Below are 16,381 nucleotides of genomic sequence, written 5' to 3'. Positions count from 1 at the left end.
GCCCGCCGCCGCGCGCGCGCCGGAGCCCGCGCCGACCGCGGCCGCGGCGGCCCCGACCTGGCACGCGCGCGGCTGGGACGCGGTCAAGGCCCGGGTCGAACTCGAACCCGCGCCCGCCGGCCCCGGCAGCGACCGCCTGGAGATGGCCCGCGCCTACCTCGATCTGGGCGACCGCGACGGCGCCCGCCAGATCCTGTCCGACCTGCTGGTGCACGGCGACCACCACGCCCGCCAGCAGGCCGCGCGGATGCTGCGCGAGATCGAATAACCGCGCCGATGTCGGACTCCGTCACCGCGCCCTCCGCCGCGCGCCGCTACGCGCTGGGCGTCGAGTACGACGGCACCGCGTACGCGGGCTGGCAGCGCCTGGCCGCCCGCGGCAGCCGCGACGACCGCAGCGTGCAGGGCGCGCTCGAAGCGGCGCTGTCGTTCGTCGCCGGGCATCCGGTCGACGTGGTCTGCGCCGGACGTACGGACGCCGGCGTGCATGCCGAATGCCAGGTGGTCCACTTCGATTCGGCCGCCGAACGCAGCGCGCGCGGCTGGGTGCTCGGCGCCACCACCCGGCTACCGCCGGACATCAGCGTGCGCTGGTGCGTGCCGGTGTCCGCCGACTTCCACGCCCGCTTCTCGGCGCGCGCGCGCCGCTACCGCTACCGCATCCTCAACCGGCCGATCCGGCCGGCGCTGGGCCGCCATTACCTGACCTGGGAACGGCGCCCGCTGGATGCCGGGGCGATGCACCGCGCGGCGCAGGCCTTGGTCGGCGAACACGATTTCTCCGCGTTCCGCACCGTTCACTGCCAGGCGCCCCACGCCCGGCGCGAGCTGCAGGCCATCGAGGTGCGGCGGACGGGGGAGGTGGTGGAGATCGAGGTGCAGGCCAACGCCTTTCTTCACCACATGGTCCGCAACATCGTTGGAAGCTTGCTGCCGATCGGCCGCGGCGAGCGCCCCGAGAGCTGGATGGGGGAGCTGCTCGCCGGGCGGGATCGTACCGTGGCGGGGCCGACCGCGCCGGCGACCGGACTGGTCTTCCTCGGCCCGCGGTACCCCAGGGAATGGCAACTGCCTGCGGAGGTCAGCCTGTGAACCGAGTTCTGTACCGTACCCGCATCAAGTTCTGCGGCTTCACCCGGCCGGGCGACGTGCGTCTGGCGTGCGAGCTGGGCGTGGACGCCATCGGCTTCATCTTCGCCGAGGGCAGTCCGCGCCGGATCGAGCCGGAGGAGGCGCGCGCGATGCGCAATGCGCTGGGCCTGTTCGTCGATGCGGTCGCGCTGTTCCGCGACAACTCGGTCGACCAGGTGCGCGAGGTGATCCGCCAGGTGCGCCCGAGCATGCTGCAGTTCCACGGCAGCGAGGACGACGCCTTCTGCCGCGGTTTCGGCGTGCCGTACGTGAAGGTGATCCCGATGCGCGGGCTCACCTCGGCGCCGCACCCGCATGCGCTGCAGGCGCGCTATCCGACCGCCGCCGGCTTCCTGTTCGACAGCCACGACGAGGGCGAGCTGGGCGGCAGCGGCGAAACCTTCGACTGGTCGAAGGTACCGCTCGGCATGCAGAAGCCGTTCCTGCTCGCCGGCGGACTGAGCGCCGACAACGTGTTCGACGCCATCGTCTCGACCCTGCCGTGGGGCGTTGACGTGTGTTCCGGCATCGAAGTGCCCGGCCGGCCCGGCATCAAGGACGGCGAGCGCATGCGCAAGTTCGTCGAAGAAGTCCGCCGCGCCGACTGCTACGAAACCGGCTGAGTCCGCACGGCTTCGCGGCGGCAACACAGCGTGCCGCCGCGCTCCCGGCGCGCGCGCAACGGCTACACTCGCGGGTCTCCCCCCGCCGTCCGTCGCCGCGATGAACGCCCGCGTCCAAGCCCCGTCCGACTTTCACGCCTTTCCCGATCCGGAAGGGCACTTCGGCCGCTACGGCGGACGCTTCGTCGCCGAGACGCTGATCGGCCCGCTGGAGGAGCTGGCGCGCGCCTACGATGAGGCGCGCGCCGACCCGGCCTTCATCCGCGCGTTCGAGCACGATCTGGCGCATTACGTCGGCCGCCCGAGCCCGATCTACGAAGCCTCGCGCCTGAGCCGCGAAGTCGGCGGCGCGCGCATCCTGCTCAAGCGCGAGGACCTCAACCACACCGGCGCGCACAAGATCAACAACACCATCGGCCAGGCGCTGCTGGCCGCGCGCATGGGCAAGCGCCGCATCATCGCCGAGACCGGCGCCGGCCAGCATGGCGTCGCCAGCGCGACGGTGGCGGCGCGGCTGGGGCTCGAATGCGTCGTCTACATGGGCGCGACCGACATCGAGCGGCAGAAGATCAACGTCTACCGGATGAAGCTGCTGGGCGCGACCGTGGTGCCGGTGACCAGCGGCTCGGCCACGCTGAAGGACGCGCTCAACGAGGCGATGCGCGACTGGGTGACGAACGTGCACGACACGTTCTACATCATCGGCACGGTCGCCGGTCCCGACCCGTACCCGCGCATGGTGCGCGACTTCAACGCCGTGGTCGGCCGCGAGGCGCGCGCGCAGATGCTGGCCGAATACGGCCGCCTGCCGGATGCGGTCACGGCCTGCGTCGGCGGCGGCAGCAACGCGATCGGCATCTTCCACGCCTTCCTCAACGACCGCGACGTGCGCCTGGTCGGCGCCGAGGCGGCGGGCGAAGGCATCGCCACCGGCCATCACGCCGCCTCGCTCGCGGCCGGGCGTCCGGGCGTGCTGCACGGCAACCGCACCTACGTGCTGTGCGACGACGACGGCCAGATCATCGAGACGCATTCGGTTTCCGCCGGCCTCGACTATCCCGGCGTCGGCCCCGAACACGCCTTCCTCAAGGACACCGGCCGCGCCGAGTACGTCGGCGTTACCGACGAGGAGGCGCTGGCCGCGTTCCACCAGCTCGCGCGCACCGAAGGCATCCTCGCCGCGCTCGAATCGAGCCACGCCATCGCGCAGGCGATCAAGCTCGCGCGCGAACTGCCGCGCGACGCGCTGGTGCTGTGCAACCTCTCCGGCCGCGGCGACAAGGACGTGCACACCATCGCCGCGCGTGAGGGCATCGCGTTGTGATGCGGTACTCCTTCCCCTTCAAGGGGAAGGCCGGGATGGGGATGGTGTCGCTGCGATTGCGGCAGTCGCCGTGCCCGCCCGCCACACCATCCCCACCCAACCCTCCCCTTGAAGGGGAGGGCTTGAGCGGGGCCTCGGCCCCGCATGAATCCACTCCCGAGGCATCAATGAGCCGTCTCGACAACACGTTCAGCGCACTCTCGGCCCTGGGCCGCAAGGCCCTGATCCCGTTCGTCACCGCCGGTGATCCATCACTCGAAGCGACCGTGCCGGTGATGCATGCGCTGGTCGAAGCGGGCGCCGATCTGATCGAGCTGGGGGTGCCGTTCTCGGACCCGATGGCCGACGGCCCGACCATCCAGCGCAGCTCCGAGCGCGCGCTCGCGCGCGGCGCCGGCCTGCGCTACGTGCTCGACTGCGTGCGCGCGTTCCGCGAGCGCGACGCCGACACGCCCGTGGTGCTGATGGGCTACCTCAACCCGGTCGAGATCCGCGGCGCCGCGCGCTTCGCCGCCGAGGCCGCGCAGGCGGGCGTCGACGGCGTGCTGCTGGTCGATCTGCCGCCGGAGGAGGCCGACGAGTTCCGCGCCGCGTTCGCCGCGCACGGCATCGCGCTGATCCCGCTCGCCTCGCCGACCACCGGCGAAGCGCGCCTTACGCGCCTGTGCGCGGACGCGCAGGGCTACCTGTACTACGTCAGCTTCGCCGGCGTCACCGGCGCCGACCGGCTCGACGCCGGCGCCGCCGGCGAGCGCCTGCGCACCCTCCGCGCCCGCAGCCGGGTGCCGGTCGTCGCCGGCTTCGGCATCCGCGACGCCGCCAGCGCCGCCGCCATGGCGCGCGAGGCCGACGGCGTGGTGGTCGGCAGCGCCCTGGTCGCGGCGCTGGCCGAGGCGGCCGATGCCGCCGAGGCGGCCCGCCGCGCCGGCGCGTTCCTCGCCCCCCTTCGCGCCGCGCTCGACGCCGCCGTCCAGCCCGCCTGAGCGCCTGCGGTAAACTCGCCGGTCCGCCTCACACGGGAACACGCACCCGCATGTCCTGGCTCAAGAAACTCATGCCCGCCGGCATCCGCACCCAGCGCGCGCCGGTCAAGCGCCGCAGCGTGCCGGAGGGCCTGTGGGAGAAGTGCGACGCGTGCGGCGCCGTGCTCTACCGCAAGGAGCTCGAGGACAACCTCGAGGTCTGCCCGAAGTGCGCCCACCACATGCCGATCCGCGCCCGCGCCCGCCTGCGCGCGCTGTTCGACGGCGGGCGGTTCGACGAGATCGCAGGCCACCTCGGCCCCACCGACATCCTCCGCTTCAAGGACCAGAAGCGCTACGCCGACCGCATCAAGGCGGCGCAGAAGTCCACCGGCGAGCGCGACGCGCTGATCGCCGGCCACGGCCTGCTCAAGGGCCGGCCGCTGACCGCCTGCGCGTTCGATTTCGCCTTCATGGGCGGCTCGATGGGGTCGGTGGTGGGCGAGCGCTTCGCCCGCGCCGGCGAATTCGCGCTCGAGCACGGCATGCCGCTGGTGTGCTTCTCCGCCACCGGCGGCGCGCGCATGCAGGAGAGCCTGTTCTCGCTGATGCAGATGGCCAAGACCTCCGCGGTCATCGGCCGCCTGCGCGGCGCCGGGCTGCCGTTCGTGTCGGTGATGACGCACCCGACCACCGGCGGCGTCTCCGCTTCGCTCGCCATGCTCGGCGACATCAACCTCGCCGAGCCGCAGGCGCTGATCGGCTTCGCCGGCCCGCGCGTGATCGAGCAGACCGTGCGCGAGACCCTGCCCGAAGGCTTCCAGCGCAGCGAGTTCCTGCTCGCCCACGGCGCCATCGACCAGATCTGCGACCGTCGCGAACTGCGCGACCGCCTCGCCAGCCTGCTCGCGCTGCTGATGAGGCAGCCGGCGCCGGTGGAGGAGGCCGAGGGCTGAGCCTGGACACGGGAACCGGGAGTGGGGAATCGGGAATCGTTCGGCAAGCGGCCATGACGTGATCTCGACCGGCGCCCCCCGTTCAATGTCGCCTGGCTCGACCGTACGGCTTGTTCGCGCATCTCCGCTGCCCCGAGTCCTTCCCCATTCCCGCTTCCGGATTCCCGATCCCGCATGACCCGCAAATACTTCGGCACCGACGGCATCCGCGGCCGCGTCGGCGAAGGCCCGATCTCGGCCGACTTCGTGCTGCGCCTGGGCAACGCCTACGGCCACGCGCTCGCGCGCAACGCGTGGCGCAAGCCGCTGGTGGTGATCGGCAAGGACACCCGCATCTCCAACTACATGTTCGAGGCGGCGCTGGAAGCCGGCCTGGTCGCCGCGGGCGTGGACGTGCAACTGATGGGGCCGATGCCCACGCCCGCGGTCGCGCACCTCACGCGTTCGCTGCGCGCCGACGGCGGCATCGTCATCTCCGCCTCGCACAACCCGCATTACGACAACGGCATCAAGTTCTTCTCGGCCAGCGGCGAGAAGCTCGACGACGAGATGGAACTGGCGATCGAGGCGGCGCTTGAATCGCCGTTCCGCACGGTGGCGTCCGAGCAGCTCGGCAAGGCCGTGCGCACGCGCGACGCGATCGGCCGTTACGTGGAGGCCTGCAAGAACTCGGTCTCGCGCAAGTTCGACCTCGGCGGCATGCGGATCGCGATGGACTGCGCCAACGGCGCGAACTACCAGATCGGCCCGCTGGTGTTCCGCGAACTCGGCGCGCGCGTGGACGCCATCGGCACCGATCCGAACGGCCTGAACATCAACGACGGCGTCGGCTCGACGCATCCGGAGGCGCTGGTCGGGCACCTGCGCGCCGCCGGCGCCGACATCGGCATCGCCTTCGACGGCGACGGCGACCGTGTGCTGATGGTCGATGCCGACGGCACCGTGCGCGACGGCGACGACCTGCTGTACGTGCTCGCCACCGACTGGCAGCAGAGCGGCCGCCTGCGCGGGCCGGTGGTCGGCACGCTGATGACCAACTACGGCCTGGAGCGCGCGCTCGCCGAACACGGCATCGGCCTGGTGCGCGCCAAGGTCGGCGACCGCTACGTGCACCAGCAACTGCACGCCCACGGTGGCGTGCTCGGCGGCGAGACTTCCGGCCATCTGCTGTGCCTGGACCGCGCCAGCACCGGCGATGGCATCGTCAGCGCGCTGCAAGTGCTCGAGGTGCTGCGCCGGCGCGGCATCGGGCTCGCCGAGGCCTGCCGCGGCCTCCGCAAGGTGCCGCAGAAGACCGTCAACGTGCGCTACCAGCCGGGCGCGACCCGCCCGACCGAGGCGCTGTCGGTGCAGGCCGCGCTCGAACAGGCGCAGGCCGCGGTGCAGGGGCGCGGGCGCGCGTTCCTGCGCCCGTCGGGCACCGAGCCGGTCGTCCGCGTCACGGTGGAGGCCGACGATCCGCACCTGATGCAGCAAACCCTCGACCGCCTCGCCGAGGCCGTCCGCGCCGCCGCGTCCTGACCGACTTCCATCCAGCCGTCCTTCCGGAACACCTCCCATGGCCACCGCCCGCATTCCCACCCTCGACATCCGCCGCTTCACCGATCCGAGCAGTCCGGGCGACCGCGACGCGTTCGTCGCCGAGCTCGGCGCCTGCTATCGCGAGTGGGGGTTCGCGGGCATCCGCGGGCATGGCATCGCCACCGACCTGGTGGACCGCGCCTACGACGCCTTCAAGCGCTTCTTCGCGCTGCCGCAGGACGTGAAGATGAAGTACCACGTGCCCGGCAGCGGCGGCGCGCGCGGCTACACGCCGTTCATGGTCGAAACCGCGAAGGACTCGCTGTATCCGGATCTCAAGGAGTTCTGGCACATCGGCCGCGAGATCCCGGACGACTCGCCGTACCGCGCGGTGATGCCGCCGAACCTGTGGCCGGAGGAGGTGCCGGAGTTCCGCGAGCTCGGCTACGGCCTGTACCAGGCGCTCGATGCGCTCGGCTCGAAGGTGCTGTCGGCGCTGGCGCTGCACATCGGCCTGCCGGAGCAGTTCTTCGCCGACAAGACGAACTACGGCAATTCGATCCTGCGCCCGATCCACTACCCGCCGATCACCACGCCCGACATCCCCAACGTGCGCGCCGGCGCGCACGAGGACATCAACTTCATCACCCTGCTGGTGGGCGCCAGCGCCGAAGGGCTGGAGGTGCTGTCGCGCAAGGGCGAGTGGATCCCGTTCACCGCCGACGAGGACACCATCGTCGTCAACATCGGCGACATGCTGCAGCGGCTCACCAACCACGTGTATCCGTCGACCACCCATCGCGTGGTCAATCCGCCGGGCGAGAAGGCGCGCCAGCCGCGCTATTCGGTGCCGTTCTTCCTGCACCCGAATCCGGACTTCGTGATCGACGTGCTGCCCTCGTGCGTGAGCGCGGACAACCCGAGCCGCTATCCGGAGCCGATCACCGCGCAGGGGTATCTCGAACAGCGCCTGCGCGAGATCAAGCTGAAGTAGCCGGCACCGCCCCGCCGCGCGTCGGTGGGGCGTGCGGCGCGCCGCTACGCGCGCGGCGATGCGTGCGGGGTGGCGAACAGGTCGTCCTGCGCGCCCGCCACGTAGGCATCGGTGAAACCGGACAGGCCCACCCCGGCGAGCCGGTAGCGGGTGCGCGCCGGCAGATCGACGCGCGCGCGCAAGGCCAGCGCCAGACGGATCAGCTCCTCCAGCGTCGCCGGCGGCTGCGGCGGCGTCAGGCTGCGGGTCAGGATGCGGAAGTCGGCGGTCTTGAGCTTCAGCACCACCGTGCGCGCGATCCGCTCCGGACGGCGCTCGCGCTCGCGCAGGTAGCCGGCCCACGTCTTTTCCGCCAGCCGGCGGATGTGCGGCTCGAGTCCGTCCAGACGCAGGTCCGACGCGAAGGTGTCTTCCGCGGAGATCTGCAGCGTGGGCCGTTCCGGCTGCACCGGGTGCTCGTCGATGCCGAACGCGAGCTCGTGCAGGCGCCTGCCCCAGCGGCCGAAGCGCTCCTCGAGCACCGCCAGCGGCAACGTGCGCAGCGCCGCGACCGTGGTCGCCCCCAGTTCGTGCAGCTTGCGCTCGGCGACCTTGCCCACGCCCGGCAGGCGTCCCACCGGCAGCGGCGCCAGGAACGCCTCGACCTGGTGCGGCCGCACCACGAACAGCCCGTCGGGTTTGCGCCAGTCGGAGGCGATCTTGGCGACGAACTTGTTCGGCGCGACGCCGGCCGACGCGGTGAGATGCAGCTCCTCGCGGATCGCCGCGCGGATCGCTTCGGCGATCGCGGTGGCGGTGGGCAGCCCCGATTTCGGCGCGGTGACGTCGAGGTACGCCTCGTCGAGCGAGAGCGGTTCGATCAGATCCGTATGCCGCGCGAAGATTTCGCGCACCTGGCGCGAGACGGCCTTGTAGCGGGTGAAGTCCGGCGGCACGAACACCGCCTCCGGGCACAGTTTCTCCGCGCGCACCGCCGGCATCGCCGAGCGCACGCCCCAGGCGCGCGCCTCGTAGCTGGCCGCGCACACCACCGAGCGCGCGCCGCGCCACGCGACCACCACCGGCCGGCCGCGCAGCGACGGATCGTCGCGCTGCTCGACCGACGCGTAAAACGCGTCCATGTCGACGTGAATGATCTTGCGCACGACCGGCATTGTCGCGCGCCGGCGCGCTGGGTGTCCGGCGGCGATGCGCCTCGCCGACGGGCGACGACGATGAGGGTGGAGCGTTTCGGGTGGTTTCGTCGTCCCGGCGCAGGCCGGGACCCATTCGTGCGCGGGCCCGTGGATCTTTGGGCCCCGGCGTTCGCCGGGGCGACGATGATGAGGGACGAGCGTTTCCGGTGGTTTCGTCGTCCCGGCGCAGGCCGGGACCCATTCGTGCGCAGCCCGTGGAGCATGGGCCCCGGCGTTCGCCGGGGCGACGGTGATGAGGGACGAGCGTTTCCAGTGGTGTCGTCCCGGCGCAGGCCGGGACCCATTCCTTTCTTCACGTGGCAAAGCCACCCCGCCGCCTTGCCCGCTTCACGTCGCCTTTGGCACGCTGCCGCTCGACACGGAGCGGACGCCATGAAACGCCACTTCTCCATGATCCGCGACTTCCACCTCGCGGACTGGTTCACCCTCGCCAACGCGTTCTGCGGCACCGGCGCGATCTTCGCCGCGATGCGCTTCCTGCAGGAAGGCGTGGTGCGCGACCTGTTGATCGGCATGGCGCTGATCCCGCTGGCGTTCGTGTTCGACGCGCTCGACGGCCGTGTGGCCCGCTGGCGCAAGGCGGCGTCCACGCTCGGGCGCGAGCTGGACTCGCTGGCCGACGTCATCTCCTTCGGCGTCGCCCCGGCCGCGCTCGCCTACGCCTGCGGCATGCAGGGCGGCTGGGACTGGGTGGTGCTCAGCTACTTCGTCGGCTGCGGCGTCAGCCGCCTGGCGCGCTACAACGTCACCGCCGAACAGCTCTCCGGCGCCGAAGGCAAGGTGAAGTACTTCGAGGGCACGCCGATCCCGACCAGCCTGCTGCTGGTGGTGGTGCTGGCGGCGGCGGCCGCGCAGGGGGCGATCGGCGAGCGGCTCTGGCTGGGGATGGTGAAGCTCGGGCCGTGGCAGTTGCATCCGCTGGTGCTGATGTTCGCGCTGTCCGGCTCGCTGATGATCAGCAAAACCCTGCGCATCCCGAAACCGTAACGGGACGCTGCGAAGCCCGTTGCTATGATCGCCGCGATCGACAGGGAGGCGGCGATGGCCACCACGGGCAGCAACGAGTTCGAGGCGCTGGCGCGCCAGTACTGGGATTTCTGGACCGACGCCATGCGCAAGGGCACGGCCGCGGCATCGACGTGGGGCGAGGCCGCCGCCGCGGGGACCGCGCGACCGGGGGCGGGCCACGAGGTGCCCGGCGAGGACGCCTTCCGCACGATGGGCTCGCAGGCGCGCGCGTGGTTCGAGCAGATGCAGCAACTGGCCGCGCAGTTCGCCGGCCGCTCGCCGGATGCGCGCGAAGTCGCCGACGCCTGGCGCCGCATGGTCGGCATGGGCGGCGGCAACGTGTTCGCCGACCTGCTGCGCGGCATGCAGGGCCCGGGCCAGCACGGCTTCGATGCCTGGTACGCGCAGGTGCAGCCGTTCCTGCAGGGCCTGCCGCTGGAGGCGTGGCAGCGCGAGGCGCGCGCATGGCTCGGCATGCCGACGTTCGGCTTCGCGCGCGAACACCAGGAGCGCTGGCAGAAGCTGGCGCAGGCGAACCTCGACTATCTGGAACAGAGCCGCGCCTACCAGGCGCTGCTGGCGGAGGCGACGCAGGACGCGTTCTCCCGTTTCGAGCGCAAGCTGGCCGCGCGCGGCGAATCCGGCCCGCCGCTGACCAGCGCGCGTGCGCTGTTCGATCTGTGGATCGACGCCGCCGAGGAGGCCTGGGCCGAGATCGCGCTGTCGCCGCGCTTCCGCGACGCCTACGGCCGCTTCGTCAACGCGCAGATGCGCCTGCGCGCCGGCGTGCAGCGCGAGGTCGAGCAGATGTGCGCGCAGTTCGGCATGCCCACGCGCACCGAGGTCGATGCCGCGCACCGCAAGATCGCCCAGCTCGAACGCGAACTGCGCCGCCTGCGCGAACAGGCGACGCGCGCCAATGCCGCCGGCGCGCCGCAGGCCGCGCGCGAAGAGCCGACGCGGGCCGAAGCGAAGGCGCGGCCGGCGGGCAAATCGAAGGGCACGAAGAAGAGGGCAGGCTGATGGGCACGCCGATCGCGATCACCCCGCAGGCGCTGGGCGAGGAAGCCGCGCGCCTGCACGCCAAGCTCGCCGCCAGCGCGGACACGCTGCGCCAGGTGGGCGACATCGGCTACGGCGCCACCCGCAAGGAAGAGGTCTGGCGCGACGGCAAGGTGGTGCTCTACCGCTACCGCGGCGAGCGCGCGCCGACCGCCCGGGTGCCGCTGGTGATCAGCTACGCGCTGGTCAACCGGCCGTACATGGTCGACCTGCAGCAGGACAAATCGCTGGTGCGCGGCATGCTCGAGCGCGGCGAGGACCTCTACATCCTCGACTGGGGTTACGCCGACCGCAGCGACCGCTATCTCGAACTGGAGGACTACATCCAGCGGTTCCTCGGCGGGGCGATCGACCACGTACGGCAGGCGCACCGGCTGGAGGCGGTCAACCTGCTCGGCATCTGCCAGGGCGGCACGTTCGCGCTGTGCTACGCCGCGCTCAACCCGCACAAGGTGCGCAACCTCATCACCATGGTCACGCCGGTGGACTTCCACACGCCGGACAACATGCTCTCGCACTGGACGCGCGAGCTGGACGTGGACCTGTTCGTCGATACCCTCGGCAACGTGCCGGCCGACCTGATGAACTGGTGCTACCTCACGCTCAAGCCGTGGCGCCTGTTCGTGCAGAAGTACGTCGGCATGGTCGATGCGCTCGACGACGTCAAGGCGACCGAGGATTTCCTGCGGATGGAGAAATGGATCTTCGACTCGCCCGACCAGGCCGGCGAGGCGTTCCGCCAGTTCGTCAAGCAGTTCTACCAGGCCAACGGCTTCATCAACGGCGGGGTGCGCATCGGCGAGCGCACGGTGGACCTGAAGGCGATCACCATGCCGGTGCTCAACATCTACGCCGAGCAGGACCATCTGGTGCCGCCGGACGCCTCGCGCGCGCTGCGTGGGCGGGTGGGCACCGACGACTACACCGAGCTGTCGTTCAAGGGCGGGCACATCGGCATCTACGTGTCGGGCCGCGCGCAGCGCGAGGTGCCGGCGGCGATCCACGACTGGCTCGCGCAGCGCGCATGAGGGCGGCAGCCGCCCTGCTGCTGGCGGTGCTGGCCGGCAGCGTCCACGCCGCGCCGCCGCGCGCCGAGCGCGAGATCGCGCAGCTCATCGACGCGCTCGGCCGCTCCGGCTGCCGCTTCCAGCGCAACGGCGAGTGGCACGACGCCGCCACCGCGCGCGGGCACCTGCAGCGCAAGTACGACTGGCTGCGCAAGCGCGGCCTGGCCGACACCGCCGAGCAGTTCATCGAACGCGCCGGCACCCGCAGCAGCATGAGCGGCCGCGCCTACGCCGTGCGCTGCCCGGGGCGCCCCGAAGAGCCTTCCGCGGCATGGCTGATGCGCCAGTTGCAGGCGCTCCGCCGCACGACTCCGTCCTCACCCTGAGCCGCTAGACTGGCCGCGGTCCCTTCGCGGAGGTGCGCCATGGCCACGACGCCCAACCGCCCGTTCGCCCGCTCCCGCCACGACCGCATGATCGCCGGCGTACTCGGCGGCATCGCCCACCGGCTGGGCTGGAATCCCACCGTGCTGCGGCTGGTGTTCGTGGTGGTGTCGATCCTGTCGGCGGCGTTCCCCGGCATTCTGGTCTATCTGATCCTGTGGCTGCTGATGCCGGAAGAGGGCGCCTGAGCCCGGCATCGCGCGCCCTGCTGCGCGTGCTCGGCGCGATCTGGACCGCGCCCAACACCCTGATCGGCCTGCTCGCGGGCCTGACCGCGGTGCCGTTCGGCGCGCGGCCGCGCTGGCGCGGCGGCGACCTCGCGCTGGTCTTCCACGGCTACCCGCTCGGCCCCGGCGGCGCGATGACGCTCGGCAACGTCATCCTCCACACTGGCCACGACCTCGACGTGCGCGTGTGTACCTACGCCCATCGCGCAGGCCGCGCGCGCGAAGCCGAAGTGCGCCTGTGCGACCACGAACGCGCCCACGTCCTGCAGTACATGGCCCTCGGCCCGCTGTTCCTGCCGCTGTACCTGCTGTGCGGCGGCATCAGCGCCCGCAACCCCTTCGAACGCGCCGCCGACCGCTACGCGCTGACGGGGCGGGGGTGGTGGCCGTGGGCTCAGGAGAAATCCGGTTGATGTGGCGAGGGATGCGGCGCAGTGCCCGGCACGGTGTCGGCGCGGAGACGCTTGTCATCCCGGCGAAGGTCCGGATCCATTTCAGCAAGCGTAGGTTGGGCCGAGACAAGGCGAAGGCCAACATCGCCCATCGGCGCCATGCTGGGTGCGGACCGCAGGCCCGCTTGAACGATTGGTTAGCCCTCTGCGTTGCGGCGCTTGACGAGTCTGATCGCAGATTTATCAACCACCCACAGCGTGCCATGAGGAGGAGTGGCGACGTAGATTGGCTTGTCTGCCCAAATGCTCCAGAAAACGTGAACCTCCGTTGGCACCGCATCGAGTAGATGGGTAATCATTAGTCCAACTGCCTTTGGGTCGTTCTGGAGCTGTATGCAGGTCCTTGTATACGGGCGGATGGCAACGTCGCCAGTTTCGACGTTGATATCGAAGCGGTAGGATCCGCCGAGCGGCACGACGCTTCGCTTTGTAGTGGCTGGAAGCATGTAGACAACCCACCGGTCCAAACGCTCACCAGCGGGAAGCACCACTGGGTTGTACTTTTCGGCGCAAGGCTGGAACTGCGACGTCACTGCAACTGCGCGGGCTTTTACGGCGGCAGCCTCAAATTCCGTCAGCGGTTCTGGCGTCTTCAGGATAGTAGGCTGATCAAGAAGCTTTCCATCGGCGCCAACCCGCACGCGGTAGAGCGCCGCCGTTGGTTCACCCTTCGCGCCGCCAACGAACGTGACCAAGATTTCGTGGCCGACCTGCTCGGTGATCCAGCCTTGAAGTTGCTTGTTTCGCTTGAATCCTCTCACCTTCGCCAGGGCGTCAGTCGCCGCAGCAGCGGCCTGATCATGCCGATAAATCAGCACGCCAGCGGTCTCTGCTGTGCGAAGCGCAATCTCTTCCTCGCCCGGAGGCAACTCTGAAGGAAGCGGGTCATTGGCATTGGCGCAGGGCCACCACGCCAGCGCAAGAAGAAGAGCGAGGTATCGGGCCACAATAAATCTCCCTACAAAGGGCTAAGACCGGAATTAAGCCATGCCGCGAAGCGGCGTCGGCTTGGACGAATTGTTAGGCCGGCGGCCTGCTACGCTCACGGCTAACAATTTGCGTCTTTCGGCTTACGCGACGAAAGAATGCCACGGCGAGCGCGCTATACGCAGCAGAAAGCGCCATCAAGGCTGCGTTACCAAACGTAATCCCGACAGCTAGAAACGCCAGTGCGACGCCTAGGAATACCATCGCCGTGCGTCGAGTTCTGGGTACGAGCATCGCGTTACTCCTTCCGCGGCCTAACACCTGAGTTAAGCCGCGCCGCGAAGCGGCGTCGGCTTGGACGAATTGTTAGGGCGCACCCAGCTAATCAAGGCTACGAGCAAACAAGCGAGCCAGAAAGCCCGTTGCATTTCTGCCTGGGCGCCCCATGTGCTGGCGAGTGTAGTAGTTGCGGACGGCAAAGAATACGCAGACGAGTCCAACCGCTATGCCGATAAGCCGGAACATGCGCACCCTGCGGCCAATGACAGATTCCACCGCGGCGGCGAATGGCGAGCTGGCTTGGCTAACTAGAAGGCCATCTAGCCAGGCAGGTATGAGCCAATAGAAGGCCGAGAAAAGGATGGCGCCAAGCAAGAGACAGGCCTTCCAAGTCATTCGGTTCGCGATTTGCGTGGTGTCCCGAATGATCTGGCCCGCAGGCGAACCGCGGCGGCGGTGGTAGCGCTTCCTGCCCATAGCGACGGTGCCTCCTGTGCGCCCTAACACCTGAGTTAAGCCGCGCCGCGAAGCGGCGTCGGCTTGGACGAATTGTTAGGCGTGGCCCTAGCGCTAGCAGAAGTAGAGATTGCCATCGATTGGATTGTTTCGCGTGACTTCATCGTATTCCGCTACCTTTTCAAAGTACGGATGATGTTCGTTCAGTTGCTTCTTCTCCGCGAACCAAAGGCGCTCGTAAGGCTGTCCCTCGAAGTCGAAATGACAATAAATATGCGGGAAATGGTAGTACTCGTCGCCGTCTAGGTTTACTTCCGCGATGGAATCGTACGGCACGTTTGCTACAAGAAGCACGGTACGGTCAGACTTTTCTTCGTTTACGAAGTCAACGAAGCGGTAGCCACCTTCGCATTCCTTCAGGCCGCCGTATCGTAGCCCTAACAGTACGCCTTTGTCATAAGTGTCGATCAGGCCGACTCGAAACCAAGCTGAGATGCCCTTTTCATTCGGGTCAGTATCCGGGTACTTATCCGCGCGGTCGACGTCGCGGATGATGACGTCCTGGCGAAGTGACTTTGCTCGGCAGTTGTAAATCTCTTCCTGCAGGAGTTGCCTGAGACGCTCGCGGTGGCGAAGGCGTTCGGAGTTTGAGTGGAACCGCTCGTTGCGGCTCTTGGGAGCGAAACGTCGGTATAGCTCCGCGCCGCCAGTGAAACACGCCATCATCGCGAGTAGTGGTTCCCAGTTGCCCGTCGGGTCTGCGTACCAGATTGCGGCAACGGCCAGCGTTCCCGCGAAGAGCAGGAGTTCCAAGATCACGACTGCACGTGCGGTGATGTCTCGTGCCACGCCTAACACCTGAGTTAAGCCGCGCCGCGAAGCGGCGTCGGCTTGGACGAATTGTTAGCCCTAAGGCCGCATTTCAAATGTTTGGCTCGCGGGAAGACGCACGGGCTTGCCATTCTTCACGGCAGGCTTGAAGCGCCACTGGGCCAAGGCCTTAAGCGCCGCCTCTGTGAATCCTGGCGCGCTGGAGTGAACAACCTGCGGATTCTCGGCCAGCCCTGACTCGGCGATCTCGAAGCGAAGGGTCACCTCCCCGGCAACGCGAGATGCAAGCAATTCGGGAGGATAAGTCGGTGCAGGTGCCACCAGTACCTCCGGAACGCTGTCGCAGCCGCTGCGCTCGCAGTAACCGGCATTCTTCTGCTCTGACCGCCTGGAGAGGCGCTCAGCGTCAATTTCACCACCAGACATGACGGTTGTGCCGCGAGCTGCACACCCGGCTGCAAGTGTCGCGAACATTGCAGCGAGTGCACCTCTTCGTGCAACTTCAAACACCATAGGTCTCTCCACTAGGGCTAACACCTGAGTTAAGCCGCGCCGCGAAGCGGCGTCGGCTTGGACGAATTGTTAGGCCTCTGACTCGTGTCGTCTTTCCTCGCTTCAACAATGACCGCGGCAACGGCTGCGAATGCGGAGATTGCTGCAAAAAGCAAAGTTAGTGTCTGGGCATTGACCATGGAGCGGCGAGGCTGAAGAACAATTCGCGAGTGGGGGGCGAGCCTACCCTTCAAACACGCGTGTGCAACTCCTACGGTTAGGGCTAGCGCAACGACCGGAACCATACCAAGTAGGTAGCGTGACGCGGAGAACAAGTAGAGCGCGGACGTTCCCAATAGCGCCACCGACGTCCCCCCGCTTTCAGTAGCGGGGCGATTTAGAGTCCGGGGTGGATGGTAGTGGCTGCCAGTTGCTTCGCGTAGGCGCTCGGTGTCAGTCCGCCCAATGCCTTCTTTGGCCGCTCCTCGT

The 16,381-nt window shown here is 68.9% G+C and carries 18 protein-coding genes; 14 read left to right on the top strand and 4 right to left on the bottom strand.

Annotated features, from left to right (window positions below):
• From FQY64_RS13690 to FQY64_RS13655, 8 genes are all read left to right on the top strand, one after another.
• Nucleotides 1–268 (top strand): FimV/HubP family polar landmark protein (locus tag FQY64_RS13690; protein ID WP_276508312.1); only part of this gene is annotated, 268 nt, incomplete at its 5' end.
• An 8-nt stretch (nucleotides 269–276) separates the two neighbouring features.
• Nucleotides 277–1,092 carry a tRNA pseudouridine(38-40) synthase TruA gene (truA, locus tag FQY64_RS13685; protein WP_146475148.1) on the top strand — a complete coding sequence of 272 codons (816 nt, stop codon included), beginning with the start codon at nucleotides 277–279 and terminating at the stop codon, nucleotides 1,090–1,092.
• Complete coding sequence (locus tag FQY64_RS13680; protein ID WP_146475146.1) at nucleotides 1,089–1,754, top strand: phosphoribosylanthranilate isomerase; 666 nt, start codon at nucleotides 1,089–1,091, stop codon at nucleotides 1,752–1,754. Before truA ends, FQY64_RS13680 begins: the two co-directional genes overlap by 4 nt.
• A 100-nt stretch (nucleotides 1,755–1,854) precedes the next feature.
• A complete protein-coding gene (trpB, locus tag FQY64_RS13675) occupies nucleotides 1,855–3,078 on the top strand; it encodes a tryptophan synthase subunit beta (RefSeq protein WP_146475144.1) in 1,224 nt (407 codons plus the stop codon).
• Nucleotides 3,079–3,245: 167 nt separating this feature from the next.
• Entirely contained in the window at nucleotides 3,246–4,061 is an 816-nt protein-coding gene (gene trpA / locus FQY64_RS13670) for a tryptophan synthase subunit alpha (protein WP_146475142.1), read from the top strand.
• 50 nt (nucleotides 4,062–4,111) lie between these two features.
• Nucleotides 4,112–4,996 (top strand): acetyl-CoA carboxylase, carboxyltransferase subunit beta, encoded by an 885-nt coding sequence (gene accD / locus FQY64_RS13665; RefSeq protein ID WP_146475140.1) that lies wholly within the window; start codon nucleotides 4,112–4,114, stop codon nucleotides 4,994–4,996.
• A gap of 174 nt (nucleotides 4,997–5,170) precedes the next feature.
• On the top strand, nucleotides 5,171–6,517 hold the full coding sequence (gene glmM / locus FQY64_RS13660; protein ID WP_146475138.1) for a phosphoglucosamine mutase: 1,347 nt from the start codon (nucleotides 5,171–5,173) through the stop codon (nucleotides 6,515–6,517).
• Between the two features lie 37 nt (nucleotides 6,518–6,554).
• Nucleotides 6,555–7,511, top strand: a complete 957-nt coding sequence (locus tag FQY64_RS13655; RefSeq protein WP_146475136.1) for an isopenicillin N synthase family dioxygenase — start codon at nucleotides 6,555–6,557, stop codon at nucleotides 7,509–7,511.
• 44 nt (nucleotides 7,512–7,555) lie between these two features.
• On the opposite strand, the gene dinB is transcribed toward FQY64_RS13655, so the two are convergent.
• Entirely contained in the window at nucleotides 7,556–8,665 is a 1,110-nt protein-coding gene (gene dinB, locus FQY64_RS13650) for a DNA polymerase IV (RefSeq protein WP_146475134.1), read from the bottom strand.
• 414 nt (nucleotides 8,666–9,079) lie between these two features.
• Here dinB and pssA point away from each other — a divergent pair, with 414 nt between their 5' ends.
• From pssA to FQY64_RS13620, 6 genes are read left to right on the top strand one after another with little or no spacing between them, the layout of a single operon-like run.
• Nucleotides 9,080–9,694, top strand: coding sequence for a CDP-diacylglycerol--serine O-phosphatidyltransferase (gene pssA, locus FQY64_RS13645; RefSeq protein WP_146475132.1), 615 nt, complete (start codon nucleotides 9,080–9,082; stop codon nucleotides 9,692–9,694).
• Nucleotides 9,695–9,718: 24 nt separating this feature from the next.
• On the top strand, nucleotides 9,719–10,738 hold the full coding sequence (gene phaE / locus FQY64_RS13640; RefSeq protein WP_146475130.1) for a class III poly(R)-hydroxyalkanoic acid synthase subunit PhaE: 1,020 nt from the start codon (nucleotides 9,719–9,721) through the stop codon (nucleotides 10,736–10,738).
• Nucleotides 10,738–11,805 carry a class III poly(R)-hydroxyalkanoic acid synthase subunit PhaC gene (locus FQY64_RS13635; RefSeq protein WP_146475128.1) on the top strand — a complete coding sequence of 356 codons (1,068 nt, stop codon included), beginning with the start codon at nucleotides 10,738–10,740 and terminating at the stop codon, nucleotides 11,803–11,805. Before phaE ends, FQY64_RS13635 begins: the two co-directional genes overlap by 1 nt.
• The gene (locus tag FQY64_RS13630; RefSeq protein ID WP_146475126.1) at nucleotides 11,802–12,170 is read left to right on the top strand and encodes a YfeK family protein; all 369 of its coding nucleotides are present in this window, start codon (nucleotides 11,802–11,804) and stop codon (nucleotides 12,168–12,170) included. Before FQY64_RS13635 ends, FQY64_RS13630 begins: the two co-directional genes overlap by 4 nt.
• 39 nt (nucleotides 12,171–12,209) lie before the next feature.
• Nucleotides 12,210–12,416 (top strand): PspC domain-containing protein, encoded by a 207-nt coding sequence (locus FQY64_RS13625; protein ID WP_146475124.1) that lies wholly within the window; start codon nucleotides 12,210–12,212, stop codon nucleotides 12,414–12,416.
• Nucleotides 12,386–12,868: a hypothetical protein gene (locus FQY64_RS13620; RefSeq protein WP_146475122.1), complete on the top strand. Its 483-nt coding sequence runs from the start codon at nucleotides 12,386–12,388 to the stop codon at nucleotides 12,866–12,868. Before FQY64_RS13625 ends, FQY64_RS13620 begins: the two co-directional genes overlap by 31 nt.
• Before the next feature lie 176 nt (nucleotides 12,869–13,044).
• Here FQY64_RS13620 and FQY64_RS13615 read toward each other — a convergent pair whose 3' ends face one another.
• The 3 genes from FQY64_RS13615 to FQY64_RS13605 all read right to left on the bottom strand — a co-directional run bounded on the left by FQY64_RS13615 (nucleotide 13,045) and on the right by FQY64_RS13605 (nucleotide 15,913).
• Nucleotides 13,045–13,854, bottom strand: coding sequence for a hypothetical protein (locus tag FQY64_RS13615; protein WP_146475120.1), 810 nt, complete (start codon nucleotides 13,852–13,854; stop codon nucleotides 13,045–13,047).
• Between the two features lie 829 nt (nucleotides 13,855–14,683).
• Nucleotides 14,684–15,418, bottom strand: a complete 735-nt coding sequence (locus FQY64_RS13610; RefSeq protein WP_146475118.1) for a hypothetical protein — start codon at nucleotides 15,416–15,418, stop codon at nucleotides 14,684–14,686.
• A 60-nt stretch (nucleotides 15,419–15,478) separates the two neighbouring features.
• Entirely contained in the window at nucleotides 15,479–15,913 is a 435-nt protein-coding gene (locus tag FQY64_RS13605; protein WP_146475116.1) for an energy transducer TonB, read from the bottom strand.
• Nucleotides 15,914–16,381: the final 468 nt, after the last annotated feature.

The sequence above is a fragment of the Vulcaniibacterium thermophilum genome, assembly GCF_007923255.1.
GTDB lineage: Bacteria > Pseudomonadota > Gammaproteobacteria > Xanthomonadales > Xanthomonadaceae > Lysobacter_F > Lysobacter_F thermophilum.
The sequence above is the reverse complement of the archived record's forward strand: the minus strand, read 5'-3'. Positions and strand labels throughout refer to the sequence as shown.